Raw genomic sequence first — 17,653 nt, 5'->3', positions numbered from 1 at the left:
GCAGGGCCTCGGTGGCGCGCCCCGGTTGGCGGCGGATCAGGCCTGCACCGCGCTGGCGTGGCGCGTGAGGCGGTAGCCGGCGCCGCGCACCGTCTCGATCATGCCGGCGCACTGCGCGGGCGACAGCGCCTCGCGCAGGCGCTTGACATGCACGTCCACCGTGCGTTCCTCGATGAACACATGGTCGCCCCACACGCGGTCGAGCAGCTGCGCACGGCTGTGCACGCGCTCGGGGTGGGTCATCAGGAAGTGCAGCAGGCGGAACTCGGTGGGCCCCATCTTCAGCTCGCGCTCGCCGTGGCTGACGCGGCGCGTCGACGGGTCGAGCTTGAGGCCGGCAACGTCGACCGCCTCGTCCAGCGCCTCCGGCGCCTTGCGCCGCAGCACGGCACGGATGCGCGCCATCAGCTCGTTGGTCGAGAAGGGCTTGGTCAGGTAGTCGTCGGCGCCGGCATCCAGGCCGGCCACCTTGTCGGATTCTTCACCACGGGCGGTGAGCATGATGATCGGCAGCTCGCGCGTGCGGGCATCGCCACGCCAGCGGCGCGCGAGCGCCAGGCCCGACTGGCCGGGCAGCATCCAGTCCAGCACCACCAGGTCGGGCAGCATGGCGTCGACCTCGCGCTGCGCCTGCTCGGCGGTGGCGGCAATGGTCACCTCATGCCCGGCATGGCGCAGGTTGATGGCGATCAGCTCGGCGATCGCCGATTCGTCCTCGACCACCACGATGGTGCTCATGACTCGTTCTCCCTCGGATTCCGTGACCCCGGCGCGTCAGCGCACGAGGCTCTCCACCGCGTCCAGCGGGTTGTGCCGCACGTCGGTGCCCTTGACGATGTAGATGATCTGCTCGGCCAGGTTCTTGGCGTGGTCGCCCACCCGCTCGATGGCCTTGGCCACGAACACCAGGTCGATCGACGACGAGATGGTGCGCGGGTCTTCCATCATGTAGGTGATCAGCTTGCGCAGCAGACCGTCGAACTCCTGGTCGATCTGGTCGTCGTGCTTGAGCACGTCGAGCGCGGCGTCGGTGTCCAGGCGGGCGAAGGCGTCGAGCGCCTTGCGCAGCTGCTTGGTGGCCAGCTCGCTCTCGAAGGCCAGGTCGGCCACCGGCAGGCGCAGGCGGCTGGAGACGCCGGAGTTCAGCAGGCGCTGCACCGTGCGCGCGATGCGCGCCGCCTCGTCGCCGATGCGCTCGAGGTTGCCGATGGTCTTGCTCACGGCAATCAGCAGGCGCAGGTCGCGCGCGGTGGGCTGGCGGCGGGCGATGATGGTCGACAGGTCGCGGTCGATCTCGACCTCAAGCGCGTTGACGCGCTCTTCCTGCTTGAGCACCTGCGAGGCGGTCTCGCCGCTGAAGTTGGACAGCGCGTAGATGGCCTGGGCCACCTGGGATTCGACCAGGCCACCCATCTCGAGCACGCGGGTGGAGACGGCGCTCAGTTCGGAATCGAACTGCGTGGACAGATGCTTGTCGGTCATGCTGGATTCCTCGTGATCAACCGAAGCGGCCGGTGATGTAGTCCTCGGTGTCCTTGCGCTTGGGCTTCATGAACAGCTCGCTCGTCGGCCCGAACTCGATCAGGTCGCCCAGGTACATGTAGGCGGTGTAGTCCGACACGCGCGCGGCCTGCTGCATGTTGTGCGTGACGATGACCACCGTGTAGTCGGCCTTCAGCTCATGCACCAGTTCCTCGATCTTGCCGGTCGAGATGGGGTCGAGCGCCGAGCAGGGTTCATCGAGCAGCAGCACCTCGGGCTTGATGGCGATGCCGCGGGCGATGCACAGACGCTGCTGCTGGCCGCCCGACAGGCCGGCGCCGCTCTGGTCGAGCTTGTCCTTGACCTCGCCCCACAGCGCGGCCTTCTTCAGCGCCCACTCCACGCGCTCGTCCATCTCGGCGCGAGAGATGGTCTCGAACAGCTTCACACCGAAGGCGATGTTGTCGTAGATCGACATCGGGAACGGCGTGGGCTTCTGGAACACCATGCCCACCTTGGCGCGGATCAGCGAGACGTCTTCCTTGCTGGTGAGGATGTTCTCGCCGTCGACGTTGATCTCGCCCTCGGCGCGCTGCTCGGGGTAGAGCTCGAACATGCGGTTGAAGGTGCGCAGCAGCGTGCTCTTGCCGCAGCCCGACGGACCGATGAAGGCCGTGACCTTGCGCTCGGGGATGTCGAGGTTGATGTTCTTCAGCGCCAGGAAGCTGCCGTAGTAGAAGTTCAGGTTGCGCACCGAGATCTTGGCCTTCTCGGCCACCGGGGCGTTGACACGTGCGTCCATGGTGTTTCTCTCAGTGCTTGTTCTTGAAGAGCACGCGGGCGGCGATGTTGATCACCAGCACGCCCAGCGTGATCAGGAAGACGCCGGCCCAGGCCAGCTTCTGCCAGTTCTCGTACGGGCTCATCGCGAACTTGAAGATCGTCACCGGCAGGCTGGCCATCGGCTCGCCCAGGTGGCTGGTCCAGAACTGGTTGGACAGCGCGGTGAACAGCAGCGGTGCCGTCTCGCCCGAGATGCGCGCCACGGCCAGCAGCACGCCGGTGATGACGCCCGAGCGCGCGGCGCTCAGCGTGACCGACAGGATCACCTTCCACTTGGGCGTGCCCAGTGCGTAGGCGGCCTCGCGCAGCGCGTTCGGGATCAGCGTGAGCATGTTCTCGGTCTGGCGGATCACCACCGGGATCACGATCAGCGCCAGCGCCAGCACGCCGGCCCAGCCCGAGAAGGCCTTCATGCGGGCCACGATCGCGGCGTAGATGAACAGGCCGATGACGATGGACGGCGCCGACAGCAGGATGTCGTTGATGAAGCGCACCGCCGTGCCCAGCCAGGTCTTCTGCCCGTACTCGGCCAGGTAGATGCCGGCCAGGATGCCGATCGGCGTGCCCACCAGCGTGGCCACACCCACCATCAGCAGCGAGCCGAAGATGGCATTGGCCAGGCCGCCGGTCTCGGCCTGCGGCGGCGGCGTCATCTCGGTGAACAGGCTCAGGCTGAGGCCACCCAGCCCCAAGCGCACCGTCTCGAACAGGATCCACATCAGCCAGAACACGCCCGAGGCCATGGCGGCCAGCGACAGCGTCAACGCGATGCGGTTGACCAGCTTGCGCCGGCGGTGGTGGGCCAGGCGGCTGGCCTGCAGCGCCAGCGCCGCGGCGCCGGCTGGAAGCGTATCGGTGCTCATGCGCGGGTGCCCTCGCCCTTCTTCAGACGGGCCAGCAGCAGCTTGGACAGCGCCAGCACGACGAAGGTGATGAAGAACAGCACCAGACCCAGGTAGATCAGCGAGGCCTGGTGCAGGCCCTCGCCGGCCTCGGCGAACTCGTTGGCCAGGGCCGAGGTGATGCTGTTGGAGGCCTCGAACAGCGAGATCGAGTCCAGTTGGTTGAAGTTGCCGATCACGAAGGTGACCGCCATCGTCTCGCCCAGCGCCCGGCCCAGGCCCAGCATGATGCCGCCGATGACGCCGGTCTTGGTGTAGGGCAGCACGACGCGGTAGACCACCTCCCAGGTGGTGCAACCCAGGCCGTAGGCCGATTCCTTGAGCATCGGCGGCGTCACGTCGAACACATCGCGCATCACCGAGGCGATGAACGGGATGATCATGATGGCCAGAATGATGCCGGCCGACAGGATGCCGATGCCCACCGGCGGGCCAGCGAACAGGCTGCCCAGCACCGGCACGCCCTTGAACGCCGCCTGCAGCGGCTGCTGCACGTACTGCGACAGGATGGGGCTGAACACCAGCAGACCCCACATGCCGTAGACGATGGACGGCACCGCCGCCAGCAGCTCGATCGCGATGCCCAGCGGCCGCTTCAGCCAGCCCGGCGACAGCTCGGTGAGGAACAGCGCGATGCCGAAGCTGACCGGCACCGCGATCAGCAGCGCGATGGCCGAAGTCATCAGCGTGCCGTAGATCATCACCAGGCCACCGAACTCCTCCTTCACAGGATCCCAGGCCTTGGACCACAGGAAGCCCAGGCCGAACTTCTCGATGGCCGGCGCGGCGCCGATGATCAGCGAGCCGATGATGCCCACCAGCAGCGCCAGCGTGAGCCAGGCGGCGCCATGGGTGAGCAGCGAGAACACGCTGTCGGCCCAGGGGGCCACGCGCCGGCGGTTGGGCGGGTGGCCTTGGGGCGTGGAGCGCGCCAGGGACGGACGGTCGGGCATGGCGTTGGCGGGTAGTGCAGCAGTCACCGGATTCTCCACGTCGCGGACGGGATGGACGACCTGAGCCGGCGCGGAAGACGCGCCGGCGGCCATCGCGGGCCGGATGCCGGCCCGGCTCAGCTTACTTGGTGGCGACCGGCTTGCCCGCGCCGTCCTTCAGCTCGGTCCACAGCTTGCGGGCCTTGTCCTTCACCGACTGCGGCAGCGGCACGTAGTCCAGGTCGTCGGCGGCCTTGTCGCCGTTGGCATAGGCCCAGTCGAAGAACTTCAGCACGTTGGTGGCGTTGGCCGGCTTGTCCTGCACCTTGTGCATCAGAATGAAGGTGGCACCGGTGATCGGCCAGCTGTCCTTGCCGGCCTGCTCGGTCAGGATCTGGTAGAAGCTCTTGGCCCAGTCGGCGCCGGCAGCGGCCGCCTTGAAGGCGTCGTCGCTCGGGTTCACGTACACGCCGTCCTTGTTGCGCATCTGCACATGGGACATCTTGTTCTGCTTGGCGTAGGCGTACTCGACATAGCCGATCGAGTTGGGCAGGCGCTGCACGAAGGCGGCCACGCCTTCGTTGCCCTTGCCACCGGTGCCGGCCTTCCACTTCACCGTGGTGCCCTCACCCACCTGGGCCTTCCAGTCGGCACTGACCTTGGACAGGTAGTTCGTGAAGATGAAGGTGGTGCCCGAGCCGTCGGCGCGCATCACCGGCGAGATGTCGGCGGCCGGCAGCGGCACGCCGGCATTCAGCGCGGCGATGGCGGCGTCGTTCCACTTGGTGATCTTGCCCAGGTAGATGTCGGCCAGCACGGTGCCGGTCAGCTTGATCTGACCCGGCTTGATGCCCGGGATGTTGACCACCGGCACCACACCGCCGATCACCGTGGGGAACTGCACCAGGCCGTCCTTGGCCAGTTCCTCGTCGGTCAGCGGCATGTCGGACGCACCGAAGTCCACCGTCTTCGACTTGATCTGCTTGATGCCGCCACCCGAGCCGATCGACTGGTAGTTCAGGCGCGCGCCGGTGGCCTTGTTGTAGGCATCGGCCCACTTGGCGTAGATGGGGGCCGGGAACGAGGCGCCGGCGCCGGTCATGTCCTGCGCCTGGACGGCGGTGGTCAGGGCCAGCGTGGCGCCGAGGCCAGCGATGCGGATCCAATGGGTGATCATGGTGTCGCCTTTCGAGGTGTCTTGCACTGACCGACACTCTAAGAACAGGCTGTGACAGGTCCATGACAGACCCTACCCTGGGGCCCAGGCTGTCACATGACAGTTCAAAAACCGTCACATGACAGCCGCGCCCGCCAACCTCCCGGCGCTCAGGCCTGCAGCGTGGCGGCCAGGCGCTCGGCGGCGGCCTTGGCCTGGGCCGCATCGCGCGCCTCGACCATGATGCGCAGCACCGGTTCGGTGCCCGAGGCACGGATCAGGATGCGGCCGGTGTCGGCCAGTTCGGCGCGCACGCGCTCCTGCTCGGCGGCAAAGCCGGCGTGGTTCTTCCAGTCCAGCCCGTCGCGCAGGCGCACGTTGATCATGGTCTGCGGGAACAGCACCACGTCGGCCAGCAGGTCGGCCAGCGTGGCCTGGGCCTGCTGCACCGCATGCAGCACCTGCAGCGCGCTGATGATGCCGTCGCCGGTGGAATGCTTGTCCAGCGCCAGCAGGTGGCCCGAGCTTTCGCCGCCCAGCAGCCAGCCGCGCGCGGCCAGTTCCTCCAGCACATAGCGGTCGCCGACCTTGGCGCGCACCAGTTCCACACCACGCTGCTTCAGCGCCACCTCGACCGCCAGGTTGGTCATCAGCGTGCCCACGGCCCCCGGCACGGCATGGCCGCGGGCCAGGCGCTCGGCCACCATCACGTACAGGATCTCGTCGCCATTGAACAGGCGGCCATGGCGGTCGACGAACTGCAGGCGGTCGGCGTCGCCATCGAGCGCGATGCCGTAGTCGGCGCCATGCTGGGCGACGGCGGCGATCAGCGCCTTGGGCGAGGTGGCACCCACCCCGTCGTTGATGTTCAGGCCGTTCGGGCTGCAGCCGATGGTGATGACCTCGGCACCGAGCTCATGGAACACGTCGGGCGCGACATGGTAGGCAGCACCGTGCGCCGCATCGACCACCAGCTTCAGTCCCTTCAGCGACATGGCCTTGGGCACCGAGCTCTTGCAGAACTCGATGTAGCGGCCGCGCGCGTCCTCGATGCGGCGGGCCTTGCCCAGATTGGCCGAATCGACCCACTGCGGCGGCTCGTCCAGGGCCGCCTCGACCGCCAGTTCCCAGTCGTCGGGCAGCTTCTCGCCCATCGCGGAGAAGAATTTGACGCCGTTGTCGGGGAAGGCGTTGTGCGAGGCGCTGATGACGATGCCCAGGTCCAGGCGCAGCGCACGGGTCAGGTAGGCCACGCCCGGCGTGGGCAGCGGACCGGTCAGCAGCGTGTCGACGCCCGCCGACGCCAGGCCGGCCTCCAGCGACGACTCGATCATGTAGCCCGAGATCCGCGTGTCCTTGCCGATCAGCACCGTGGGCCGGCCACCCTGGCGGCGCAGCACGCGGCCCACCGCATGGCCCAGGCGCAGCATGAAGTCGGGCGTGATCGGGCTCTGGCCCACCGTGCCACGGATGCCGTCGGTGCCGAAGTATTGGCGTGTCATCTGTCTCTGTCCTTCACCCTGTCTGTCGAAATCGTTCACAGCCCGGCAGCGCGCCAGACCTTCAAGGCATCCACCGTGGCGGCCACGTCGTGCACCCGCACCACATGGCCGCCGCGCTGCACGCAAGCCAGCGCAGCCGCCACGCTGGCCGACTGGCGCTCGTGCACCGGTCGGCCGGTCAGCAGGCCCAGCGTGCCCTTGCGGCTCCAGCCCAGCAGCAGCGGCGCCTGCAGCGCCAGCAACTCGGACTGCCGGCGCAACAACGCCCAATTGTCCTCGGGCGTCTTGGCAAAGCCGATCCCTGGATCCACCGCAATGCGGTCGCGCGTGATGCCCGCCGCGTGAACCTCGTCACGGCGCTGGCGCAACCAGGCCAGCACCTCGGCGACGACGTCGTCGTAGCCGGTCAGCTGCTGCATCGTGTCGGGCTCGCCGCGCATGTGCATCAGGCACACGCCGGCCGCCGGGTGGGCGGCCACCGCCGCCAGGGCGCCCGGGCGCTGCAGCGCCCGCACGTCGTTGACGATGTCCACGCCCAGGTCGAGCGCGGCGCGCATCACCTCGGGCGCGCTGGTGTCCACCGACACCGGCACCCCCAGTGTCACGGCGCCGCGCAGCACCGGCAGCACCCGGGCCAGTTCCTCGCCGGGCGCCGGGCTGCGCGAGCCCGGCCGCGTGGATTCGCCCCCGATGTCCAGGATGTCGGCGCCTTCGGCCAGCAGCCGCTCGCAATGCGCCAGCGCCGCATGGGCCTCGTCATGCCGGCCACCGTCCGAGAACGAATCGGGCGTGACGTTGACGATGCCCATCACCTGCGGCCGGCCCAGGTCGATGCGGAAACGGGTGGTCTGCCAGAACATGACGGCCATGTGGGAAGGCGTGTCAGGGACACGCTGGCATGAAAACGGGGCCCGAAGGCCCCGCGTGCTTGGGAGGACGGCCTGGGCGGTCAGGCCGCGGCGGCCGGCGCACCGTCGGTGCTGACCGGGCCACTGCCGCTGGCGCCACCGCTGCCGGTGTTGCGCGCGGTGGGCGTCCAGTCCTTGGGCGGGCGTGGCGGCTTGCCGGCCATGATGTCGTCGATCTGCTCGCCGTCGATGGTTTCCCAGTCGAGCAGGGCTTTGGCCATGGCGTGCATCTTGTCCTGGTTGTCCTCGATGAGCTTGCGCGCGGTGGCGTACTGCTCGTCGATGATGCGGCGCACTTCCTTGTCCACCTTCTGCATGGTGGCCTCGGACATGTGCACCTGCTTGGTCACCGAACGGCCCAGGAACACCTCGCCCTCGTTCTCGGCATAGACCATCGGGCCCAGCTCGTCGGTCATGCCGTAGCGCGTGACCATGTCGCGGGCGATGGCCGTGGCGCGCTCGAAGTCGTTGCTGGCGCCGGTGGTCATCTGGTTCATGAACACCTCTTCGGCGATGCGGCCGCCGAACAGCACCGAGATGGTCGAGAGCATGCGCTCCTTGTCCATGCTGTAGCGGTCGCCCTCGGGCAGCTGCATCGTGACGCCCAGCGCGCGGCCGCGCGGGATCACGGTGACCTTGTGCACCGGGTCGGTCTTCGGGCTCAGGCGCGCCACCAGGGCATGGCCGGCCTCGTGATAGGCGGTGTTCTTGCGCTCTTCCTCGGGCATGACCATGGACTTGCGCTCGGGGCCCATCATGATCTTGTCCTTGGCCTTCTCGAAGTCGACCATCTCCACCACGCGCGCATTGCGGCGTGCGGCGAACAGGGCTGATTCGTTGACCAGGTTGGCGAGGTCGGCACCCGAGAAGCCGGGCGTGCCGCGGGCCAGGATGTCGGCGCGCACGTCCTGACCGATGGGCACCTTGCGCATGTGCACGGTGAGGATCTGCTCACGACCACGCACATCGGGCAGCGTGACATAGACCTGGCGGTCGAAGCGGCCCGGGCGCAGCAGCGCCGGATCCAGGATGTCGGGCCGGTTGGTGGCCGCCATCACGATGACACCGAGGTTGGTCTCGAAGCCATCCATCTCGACCAGCATCTGGTTCAGCGTCTGCTCGCGCTCGTCGTTGCCGCCGCCGAGACCCGCACCACGGTGGCGGCCCACCGCGTCGATTTCGTCGACGAAGATGATGCAGGGCGCGCTCTTCTTGGCCTGCTCGAACATGTCGCGCACGCGGGCCGCGCCCACGCCGACGAACATCTCGACGAAGTCAGAACCCGAGATGCTGAAGAACGGCACCTTGGCCTCGCCGGCGATGGCCTTGGCCAGCAGCGTCTTGCCGGTGCCCGGGGGGCCGACCAGCAGCACGCCGCGCGGGATGCGACCGCCCAGCTTCTGGAACTTCTGCGGGTCCTTCAGGAAGTCGACCAGTTCCTTGACCTCTTCCTTGGCCTCGTCGCAGCCGGCGACGTCGGCGAAGGTGGTCGAGTTGTTGGCCTCGTCCAGCATGCGGGCCTTGCTCTTGCCGAAGCTGAACGCGCCGCCCTTGCCGCCGCCCTGCATCTGGCGCATGAAGTACACCCACACGCCGATCAGCAGCAGCATGGGGCCCCAGCTGATCAGCAGGCTCATCAGCAGCGAGGGCTCTTCGCGCGGCTTGACGTCGAACTTGACGCCGTTGTTGATGAGGTCGCCCACCAGGCCCCGGTCGAGGTAGGTGGCGGTGGACCGGATGCGCTTGTCGTCGTTGGTGACGGCCAGGATCTCGGTGCCGCCGTTGCCTTCCTGCAGGGTGACCTGCTTGACCCGCTTGGCGCGCACTTCATCGAGAAACTCGGAATACCCGATCTGGGATCCCGACGACACCCCGCGGTCGAACTGCTTGAACACGGTGAACAGCACGAGTGCAATCACCAGCCAGACAGCGACCTTCGAGAACCATTGATTGTTCACCGCGGCTCCTTCAGCCAATACCGAGACTGCGCAAAGGGTGCCGGCACCGCCGTGGCGTGCCCGCTCCCGCGAGACAAAAACGCAGTTCCACGGCAGATGGGGCCAATTCTAGTCGAGTCAAGCCCCCGGGCGCGGGCGTGAAAACCGGCGTGAGCGGGGGGAAATCGGGCCGAATTCGACGCAGCGCAATCGCGCGCCGAGCCCGGACCGGCACCTCAGCGGCTCTTCAGACCGATGCCGACCAGAAAGGTTTCCGCCGATTTGTCGCGCGAGGCCTTGGGCTTGATCGGCTTGACGACGCGGAACTGCTGCTTGAACAGCTCCACCAGCTGGCTGTAGCCGCTGCCATGGAACACCTTGGCCACCAGCGCGCCCTCGGGCTTGAGGTGCTGCTGCGCGAAATCCAGCGCCAGCTCGATCAGGTGCTCGATGCGTGCCGAGTCCGACGAGGCGATGCCCGACAGGTTGGGCGCCATGTCCGAGACCACCACGTCCACCGGCCGGCCGGCCACGGCCGCGTTCAGCTGTGCCAGCACCGCATCGTCGCGGAAGTCGCCCTGCAGGAACAGCACATCCTCCACCGGCTCCATCGGCAGCAGGTCCAGCGCGATGATCGTGCCCTGCAACTCGCCCGAGGCCGCGCCGCCGGCGCCGGCCACCTTGGGCGCAAAGCGCCGGCGCAGGTACTGGCTCCAGGCACCGGGCGCCGACCCCAGATCCACCACCACCTGGCCGGGCCGGAACAGGCCCAGCGCCTCGTCGATCTCCTTGAGCTTGTAGGCGGCGCGGGCGCGGTAGCCCTCCTTCTGCGCCAGCTTGACGTAGGGATCGTTCAGGTGGTCGTTGAGCCAGGCTCGGTTGACCTTCTTGGATTTGGTCGCCATGAGGGGAAAGGGCTCGCGCTCGTGCGGTGGACGCGCCGGCCGGGAGCCATCGCGGGGGCAGGAGTATCGCCGATGGGCCGCCAGGCCGCCGGCCCCGGGCCGCGCGCCTACTTGACGACGATCTCGCCCAGGCCGTGGCGCCGCGCCGCGGTTTCCAGGCGGCCGTCGCGCTTGATCTGGGCCACGAACTGGTCCACCTGGCGCAGCCAGTCATCGTCGCCGGGCTTCACGGCGTAGGCGTAGGGAATGGTGTGAAAGGGCCGTGGCGGCGCCACCAGACGGGCCCAGTCGGCGTTGTCCAGCAGGCGGCGGCTGTACGGGAAGTCGGTCATGAACACATCCACGCGGCCGGCCTCCAGCTCCTGCTCGCGGGTCTTGGGCGGGCGGATGATCACCATCTGCGCCTGCTTCAGCGCCTCGGTCATCACCGGCTCCATGAAGGTGCCGGCCTGCACCGCCACGCGCACGCCGGGCCGGTCGATGTCCTCCCAGCGCCGCACCACATGGTTGCTGCGCGTGGTGATGCCGTAGATGTCGCTCTGCAGGTAAGGCTGCGAGAAGCGCAGCACCTTCTGGCGCTGCGGCGTCACGCCCACGGCGTGCATGGCGATGTCGCAGCGGTCCTCGAGCAGATGGTCCACCAGCTTCGCGAACGAGGACTCCAGATACTGCAGCTTCAGCCCCAGCGACTTGGCGAACTCGGCCGACAGGTCGATGTCGATGCCCACCAGTTGCTCGGTGCGCGGATTGCGGTAGGTGATGCCGTAGTAGTCGGGCCAGATGCACACGCGCAGTTCACCGCTGCTGCGCTGGCGCTCGGCCACCGGGCCGGCGCTCACCGGTTGCGTCACGGCGGCCAGGCACGCCAGGGCCAGCGCGCTGGCGGCGCGCCGACTGTGCAGCGTCAGGCCGAGGCGGGCGTGGCGGGGCGCGTGCGGTGGCGGTGACAAGGGCGGCATCGGTGGGGCTGGCGAGGCAGGAGAGGCAGGCATCGGCGTCCGATGCATCATAAAACCGGGTCTCGTGCGCCAGTCATAGGACAATCGCGTCATGTCTGCCCTTCTCCTCTCCCCCGCCCAACGCAAGGAGCACCGCGCCGGTGCCCACCACCTCGACCCGGTCGTCCTGATCGGCGGCGAGGGCCTGACGCCCGCGGTGGTTCAGGAAATCGACCGCGCCCTGAGCGCCCACGGCCTGATCAAGGTGCGCGTGTTCTCCGACGACCGCGCCGCCCGCGAGGGCTTGCTGGCGCAGCTGGCCGACCAGCTGTCGGCCGCGCCGGTGCAGCACATCGGCAAGCTGCTGGTGCTGTGGCGCCCGGTGCCCGAGAAGGCCAAGGCCGAGCGCAGCGACCGCGCGCCGGCGCCGCGCGTGGTCAAGATCGTCAAGTTCGCCAAGAGCGGCAGCACGCGCCCGCAGGTCAAGAAGGTGCGCGTGCTCGGCAACGAGCGCGTCACGCCCGGCGGCAACATCAAGCGCGTGAAGAAGAAGCGCCCGACCAGCGTGAAGAAGAAGGTGGCCGACTGATCAGCGCGACGCGCGCCAGGCCAGCACCAGCACCAGCAGCGCCTTCAGCACGAAGAACGATGCGCTGGCCAGGTGCAGCTGGCCGAAACTGAACGGCCCCTGCCCGGCCCGCGCGGCGGGCAGCAGCGGCTGGATCGCGAAGTAGCCGGCCACCGTGCAGAACACGGTGGCCAGCGCCAGCACCATGTCGGTGCTGAAGGCCGAGCCCCGGCCGGCCTGCGCATCGGCTCGCGCCCGCAGGCGCGCCAGCAGCAGCACCCCCACCCCGGCCGCCAGGCTCAGCCACGCCTCCTGCGCCAGGATGCGCGAGACGACGCGGCCCGCATCGTGCACCGCCAGCATGGCAAAGGGCGCCGGCGTGGCGATCAGGCCCACGCAGGCCAGCGCACCGGCCCACAGCGCCGGCAGCAGGCGCTGCGCACGGGCCATCAGCTCAGCGCGGGCCATGTGCCGGCGTCAGAGGTAGCGCACGTCCACGATCTCGTAGTGCCGCTCGCCGCCCGGCGCCTGCACCACGGCCTCGTCGCCGGTCTCCTTGCCGATCAGCGCCCGGGCGATCGGGCTGCTGATGGAGATGCGGCCCAGCTTCAGGTCGGCCTCGTCGTCGCCGACGATCTGGTAGGTGACCTCGGCGCCGGTGTCGTCGTCCGACAGCACCACGGTGGCACCGAAGACCACGCGGCCACCGGCGTCCAGCGAGGACGGGTCGATGATCTGCGCGGCGGCCAGCTTGCCCTCGATCTCGAGAATGCGGCCTTCGATGAAGCCCTGCTTGTCCTTGGCGGCGTCGTACTCGGCGTTTTCCGACAGGTCGCCCTGGGCGCGCGCCTCGGCGATGGCCTGGATCACCGCATGGCGCTCCACGGTCTTCAGGCGGTGCAGCTCTTCCTTGAGCTTCTCGGCGCCACGGGTGGTAATCGGGATGGTGGCCATGGGAGCCTCCTGAAATCGTGATGTTCTGGACAAACGCCTGACAAAACGAATCCGCCGCGCTGATCCCCCGGCAGGCCGGGAGGCAGACGCGGCGGAGCCGTGTTCGCGTGCGAGTTTAGTGCAGTTCGGCGTGCAATTCCTGCAGGCTGTAGACCTCCACCGCACCCTGCTGCTGCAGCGCCTCGGTGGCCGCCTCGCAGCCGGCCATGGTGGTGTAGTAGGTCACGCGGTTGGCCAGCGCGGCCGTGCGGATGCTGCGCGAGTCAGCGATCGCGGTGCGCGTCTCGTCCACGGTGGTGAAGACCAGCTGGATCTCGCCGGCCTTGAGCATGTCGACGATGTGCGGGCGGCCGTCCTTGACCTTGTTCACCTGGCGGACCGGGATGCCGGCCGCCGCGATGGCCGCGGCCGTGCCCTTGGTAGCCACCACCGCGAAGCCCAGCGCCACCAGCTGGCGTGCCACTTCCACGGCACGGGCCTTGTCGCTGTTCTTCACGGTGATCACCACCGTGCCCTTGGCCGGCAGGCGGCTGCCGGCGCCGAGCTGGCTCTTCAGCATGGCCTGGCCGAAGTTGCGGCCCACGCCCATCACCTCGCCGGTGCTGCGCATCTCGGGGCCGAGGATGGGGTCCACGCCCGGGAACTTGTTGAACGGGAACACCGCCTCCTTCACCGAGAAGTACGGCGGCACCACCTCGTGCGGGGCCACGCCGCCCAGGCCCTTCTGGTCCTGCAGCTTCTGGCCGGCCATGCAGCGGGCGGCGATCTTGGCCAGCGGCTGGCCGGTGGCCTTGGACACATAGGGCACGGTGCGCGAGGCGCGCGGGTTCACTTCCAGCACGTAGACGGTGCAGGCCTCGAGGCTGCCAGTCACGTCGCCCTGGATGGCGAACTGCACGTTCATCAGGCCCACCACCTTCAGGGCCTTGGCCATCAGCGCGGTCTGGCGACGCAGCTCATCCTGCAGCGCGGCCGACAGCGTGTACGGCGGCAGCGAACAGGCCGAGTCGCCCGAGTGCACGCCGGCCTGCTCGATGTGCTCCATGATGCCGCCGATCATCACGTCGGTGCCATCGCTGATGCAGTCGACGTCGACCTCGACCGCATCGTCGAGGAAGCGGTCCAGCAGCACCGGGCTCTTCTCGGACACGCGCACGGCCTCGCGCATGTAGCGCTCGAGGTCCTTGTCGCCGTGCACGATCTCCATCGCGCGGCCGCCCAGCACATAGCTGGGGCGCACCACCAGCGGGTAGCCGATCTCGTTGGCCAGCGCGATCGCGGTGTCCTCGGTGCGCGCGGTGCGGTTGGGCGGCTGCTTCAGGCCCAGCGTGTGCAGCAGCTGCTGGAAGCGCTCGCGGTCCTCGGCGATGTCGATGCTGTCGGGGCTGGTGCCGATGATGGGCACACCGGCGCGCTCGAGGTCGAGCGCCAGCTTCAGCGGCGTCTGGCCGCCGTACTGCACGATCACGCCGGCCGGCTTTTCCTTGTCGACGATCTCGAGCACGTCCTCCAGCGTCACCGGCTCGAAGTACAGGCGGTCGCTGGTGTCGTAGTCGGTCGACACGGTTTCCGGGTTGCAGTTGACCATGATGGTCTCGTAGCCGTCCTCGCGCATCGCGAGGGCGGCGTGGACGCAGCAGTAGTCGAACTCGATACCCTGGCCGATGCGGTTCGGGCCACCGCCCAGCACCATGATCTTCTTCTTGTCGGTGGGTTCGGCTTCGCACTCGCCGTCCAGCGTCTCGTAGCAGCTGTACAGGTAGGCGGTCTGCGTGGCGAACTCGGCCGCGCAGGTGTCCACGCGCTTGTACACCGGGCGCACGCCGGCGGCATGGCGGGCGGCGCGCACGGCATGCTGGTGCGTGCCCAGCAGCTTGGCCAGGCGCTTGTCGGAGAAGCCCTTCTGCTTCACGTAGCGCAACTCGGCGGCGCTCAGGCTCTCGAGCGTGCGGCCGGCGAGCTGCTTCTCGGTGGCGATGATCTGCTCGATCTGCGACAGGAACCACGGGTCGATCGCGGTTTCCTCGAAGATCTCGTCCAGCGTCATGCCGATGCGGAACGCGTCGGCCAGGAACAGGATGCGCTCGGGGCCGGCGTTGCCGATGGCCTCGACGATCTCCTCGCGGTCTCCGCCGTGCACCTCGGTGCGCTCGGTCAGGCCGTCGATGCCGGTCTCCAGGCCGCGCAGCGCCTTCTGGAACGATTCCTGGAAGGTACGGCCCATGGCCATCACCTCGCCCACGCTCTTCATCTGCGTGGTCAGGTGCGGATCGGCCTCGCGGAACTTCTCGAACGCGAAGCGCGGGATCTTGGTGACGACGTAGTCGATCGAGGGCTCGAACGAGGCCGGCGTGGCGCCGCCGGTGATGTCGTTCTTCAGTTCGTCGAGCGTGTAGCCCACCGCCAGCTTGGCAGCGATCTTGGCGATCGGGAAGCCGGTGGCCTTGGAGGCCAGGGCCGACGAGCGCGAGACACGCGGGTTCATCTCGATCACGATCATGCGGCCGTTGGCCGGGTTGATCGAGAACTGCACGTTGGAGCCGCCGGTGTCCACGCCGATCTCGCGCAGGATGGCGATCGAGGCGTTGCGCAGCAGCTGGTATTCCTTGTCGGTCAGCGTCTGCGCCGGGGCCACGGTGATCGAGTCACCGGTGTGGATGCCCATCGGGTCGAGGTTCTCGATCGAGCAGACGATGATGCAGTTGTCCGCCTTGTCGCGGACGACCTCCATCTCGTACTCCTTCCAGCCGATCAGGCTTTCCTCGATCAGGAGTTCGTTGGTGGGGCTCAGGTCGAGGCCGCGCTTGCAGATCTCCTCGAACTCTTCCGGGTTGTAGGCGATGCCGCCGCCGGTGCCGCCCAGCGTGAAGCTGGGGCGGATGACCATCGGAAAGCCGGTGCCACCGATCTCGGCCTGGATGCGCTTCTGCACGCCCCAGGCCTCTTCCATCGTGTGCGCGATGCCCGACTTGGCCGAGTCCAGGCCGATCGAGGTCATCGCGTCCTTGAACTTCAGGCGGTCTTCGGCCTTCTCGATCGCGTGCTCGTTGGCACCGATCATCTCCACGCCGTACTTGGCCAGCACGCCGTGCTTGTGCAGGTCGAGCGCGCAGTTCAGCGCCGTCTGGCCACCCATGGTGGGCAGCACGGCCATCTTCTCGTCGGGGCGCGCGGCGCGCTCTTTGGCGATGATCTTCTCGACCACCTGCCAGGTGATGGGCTCGATGTAGGTCGCATCGGCCATCTCCGGGTCGGTCATGATGGTCGCCGGATTGCTGTTGACCAGGATGACGCGGTAGCCCTCCTGGCGCAGCGCCTTGCAGGCCTGGGCGCCGGAGTAGTCGAATTCGCAGGCCTGGCCGATGATGATCGGACCAGCGCCAATGATCAGGATGCTGTGCAGGTCGGTACGCTTAGGCATTCTTCTTCTCCACGTTCTTCTCGGCCATCAGCGTGGTGAAGCGGTCGAACAGGTAGGCAATGTCGTGAGGGCCGGGCGAGGCCTCGGGGTGGCCCTGGAAGCAGAAGGCCGGCTTGTCGGTGCGGGCCAGGCCCTGCAGCGTGCCGTCGAACAGGCTCACGTGCGTGGGGCGCAGGTTGGCCGGCAGGCTCGTCTCGTCGACCGCGAAGCCATGGTTCTGGCTGGTGATCGACACGCGGCCCGAGTCCAGATCCTTCACCGGGTGGTTGGCACCGTGGTGGCCGAACTTCATCTTGAAGGTCTTGGCGCCCGAGGCCAGGGCCATGATCTGGTGGCCCAGGCAGATGCCGAAGGTGGGGATGCCGGTCTCGATCAGCGTCTTGGCGGCGGCGATGGCGTAGTCGCAGGGCTGCGGATCGCCGGGGCCGTTGGACAGGAAGATGCCGTCGGGCTGGAGGGCCAGCACCTCGGCGGCGGGCGTCTTGGCCGGCACCACGGTGATGCGGCAGCCGCGGCTGGCCAGCATGCGCAGGATGTTGCGCTTGACGCCGAAGTCATAGGCCACGACGTGGAAGCGGGCGTCGCTGACCTGGCCGTAGCCGCTGCCCAGTTGCCATTCGGTCTCGGTCCAGGCGTAGGGCTCGCTCACCGTGACCACCTGGGCCAGGTCCTGGCCGGCCATGCTGGGCGCGGCCTGGGCGTGGGCGATGGCGGTGTCGATGTCGGCCTGACTGACCACATGGCCAGCGGCGAAGGTGGCGATACAACCGTTCTGCGCACCCTTCGTGCGCAGCACGCGGGTCAGGCGGCGGGTGTCCAGGCCGGCAATGGCCACGGTGCCTTCGCGCTCGAGGTACTGCGACAGCGTGAGGCCGGCGCGGAAGTTCGAGATGCGCGGCGGCAGGTCCTTGATGATCAGGCCGGCGGCGTGGACTTTCGCGGCTTCCACGTCTTCCTCGTTGACACCGTAGTTGCCGATGTGCGGATACGTCAGCGTGACGATCTGCCGGCAGTAGCTGGGGTCGGTGAGGATTTCCTGGTAGCCGGTGAGCGCGGTGTTGAACACCACCTCGCCCACGGTGTGACCGGCAGCGCCGATCGAGATGCCCTGAAAGACCGTGCCGTCTGCGAGTGCGAGGATGGCGGGGGGCAGAACTGGCAGCAAGGGAGAAGCTCCGGAAGTCGCGCAGCCCCAGCGCCGTCGA

16 protein-coding genes are annotated in these 17,653 nt (G+C 68.2%); 1 reads left to right on the top strand and 15 read right to left on the bottom strand.

The window, feature by feature from the left end:
* Nucleotides 1-36: 36 nt before the first annotated feature.
* The 11 genes from phoB to AACH10_RS08980 form a co-directional block, all read right to left on the bottom strand.
* Nucleotides 37-738 (bottom strand): phosphate regulon transcriptional regulator PhoB, encoded by a 702-nt coding sequence (phoB, locus tag AACH10_RS09030; RefSeq protein ID WP_341410058.1) that lies wholly within the window; start codon nt 736-738, stop codon nt 37-39.
* A 36-nt stretch (nt 739-774) separates the two neighbouring features.
* On the bottom strand, nt 775-1,482 hold the full coding sequence (phoU, locus tag AACH10_RS09025) for a phosphate signaling complex protein PhoU (protein WP_341410057.1): 708 nt from the start codon (nt 1,480-1,482) through the stop codon (nt 775-777).
* A 16-nt stretch (nt 1,483-1,498) separates the two neighbouring features.
* On the bottom strand, nt 1,499-2,284 hold the full coding sequence (gene pstB, locus AACH10_RS09020) for a phosphate ABC transporter ATP-binding protein PstB (protein ID WP_341410056.1): 786 nt from the start codon (nt 2,282-2,284) through the stop codon (nt 1,499-1,501).
* A 10-nt stretch (nt 2,285-2,294) separates the two neighbouring features.
* On the bottom strand, nt 2,295-3,188 hold the full coding sequence (gene pstA, locus AACH10_RS09015) for a phosphate ABC transporter permease PstA (RefSeq protein ID WP_341410055.1): 894 nt from the start codon (nt 3,186-3,188) through the stop codon (nt 2,295-2,297).
* Nucleotides 3,185-4,180: a phosphate ABC transporter permease PstC gene (gene pstC, locus AACH10_RS09010; protein WP_341410441.1), complete on the bottom strand. Its 996-nt coding sequence runs from the start codon at nt 4,178-4,180 to the stop codon at nt 3,185-3,187. The genes pstA and pstC overlap by 4 nt, the downstream gene beginning before the upstream one ends.
* Nucleotides 4,181-4,301: 121 nt before the next feature.
* Nucleotides 4,302-5,336: a phosphate ABC transporter substrate-binding protein PstS gene (pstS, locus tag AACH10_RS09005; protein ID WP_341410054.1), complete on the bottom strand. Its 1,035-nt coding sequence runs from the start codon at nt 5,334-5,336 to the stop codon at nt 4,302-4,304.
* A gap of 149 nt (nt 5,337-5,485) precedes the next feature.
* The gene (glmM, locus tag AACH10_RS09000; protein WP_341410053.1) at nt 5,486-6,817 is read right to left on the bottom strand and encodes a phosphoglucosamine mutase; all 1,332 of its coding nucleotides are present in this window, start codon (nt 6,815-6,817) and stop codon (nt 5,486-5,488) included.
* Between the two features lie 35 nt (nt 6,818-6,852).
* Entirely contained in the window at nt 6,853-7,677 is an 825-nt protein-coding gene (gene folP / locus AACH10_RS08995) for a dihydropteroate synthase (RefSeq protein WP_341410440.1), read from the bottom strand.
* Between the two features lie 89 nt (nt 7,678-7,766).
* Nucleotides 7,767-9,683, bottom strand: coding sequence for an ATP-dependent zinc metalloprotease FtsH (gene ftsH / locus AACH10_RS08990; RefSeq protein WP_341410052.1), 1,917 nt, complete (start codon nt 9,681-9,683; stop codon nt 7,767-7,769).
* Between the two features lie 215 nt (nt 9,684-9,898).
* On the bottom strand, nt 9,899-10,567 hold the full coding sequence (locus tag AACH10_RS08985) for an RlmE family RNA methyltransferase (RefSeq protein WP_341410051.1): 669 nt from the start codon (nt 10,565-10,567) through the stop codon (nt 9,899-9,901).
* A 107-nt stretch (nt 10,568-10,674) separates the two neighbouring features.
* Nucleotides 10,675-11,559 carry an ABC transporter substrate-binding protein gene (locus AACH10_RS08980; protein WP_423228582.1) on the bottom strand — a complete coding sequence of 295 codons (885 nt, stop codon included), beginning with the start codon at nt 11,557-11,559 and terminating at the stop codon, nt 10,675-10,677.
* 58 nt (nt 11,560-11,617) lie between these two features.
* On the opposite strand from AACH10_RS08980, the gene AACH10_RS08975 reads away from it, so the two are divergent.
* On the top strand, nt 11,618-12,094 hold the full coding sequence (locus tag AACH10_RS08975; protein WP_341410050.1) for a YhbY family RNA-binding protein: 477 nt from the start codon (nt 11,618-11,620) through the stop codon (nt 12,092-12,094).
* On the opposite strand, the gene AACH10_RS08970 is transcribed toward AACH10_RS08975, so the two are convergent.
* The 4 genes from AACH10_RS08970 to carA form a co-directional block, all read right to left on the bottom strand.
* Nucleotides 12,095-12,541 carry a DUF4149 domain-containing protein gene (locus AACH10_RS08970; protein ID WP_341410049.1) on the bottom strand — a complete coding sequence of 149 codons (447 nt, stop codon included), beginning with the start codon at nt 12,539-12,541 and terminating at the stop codon, nt 12,095-12,097.
* A 9-nt stretch (nt 12,542-12,550) separates the two neighbouring features.
* Nucleotides 12,551-13,027 carry a transcription elongation factor GreA gene (gene greA / locus AACH10_RS08965; protein ID WP_341410048.1) on the bottom strand — a complete coding sequence of 159 codons (477 nt, stop codon included), beginning with the start codon at nt 13,025-13,027 and terminating at the stop codon, nt 12,551-12,553.
* Between the two features lie 115 nt (nt 13,028-13,142).
* The gene (gene carB, locus AACH10_RS08960) at nt 13,143-16,448 is read right to left on the bottom strand and encodes a carbamoyl-phosphate synthase large subunit (RefSeq protein WP_341410047.1); all 3,306 of its coding nucleotides are present in this window, start codon (nt 16,446-16,448) and stop codon (nt 13,143-13,145) included.
* Nucleotides 16,441-17,613 (bottom strand): glutamine-hydrolyzing carbamoyl-phosphate synthase small subunit, encoded by a 1,173-nt coding sequence (gene carA, locus AACH10_RS08955; protein ID WP_341410046.1) that lies wholly within the window; start codon nt 17,611-17,613, stop codon nt 16,441-16,443. The genes carB and carA overlap by 8 nt, the downstream gene beginning before the upstream one ends.
* Between the last annotated feature and the right edge of the window lie 40 nt (nt 17,614-17,653).

The sequence above is a fragment of the Pseudaquabacterium inlustre genome, from assembly GCF_038066595.1.
Classification (GTDB): domain Bacteria; phylum Pseudomonadota; class Gammaproteobacteria; order Burkholderiales; family Burkholderiaceae_C; genus Pseudaquabacterium; species Pseudaquabacterium inlustre.
Note: the sequence above shows the minus strand (reverse complement) of the source record. Positions and strands in the feature narration are given on the sequence as shown.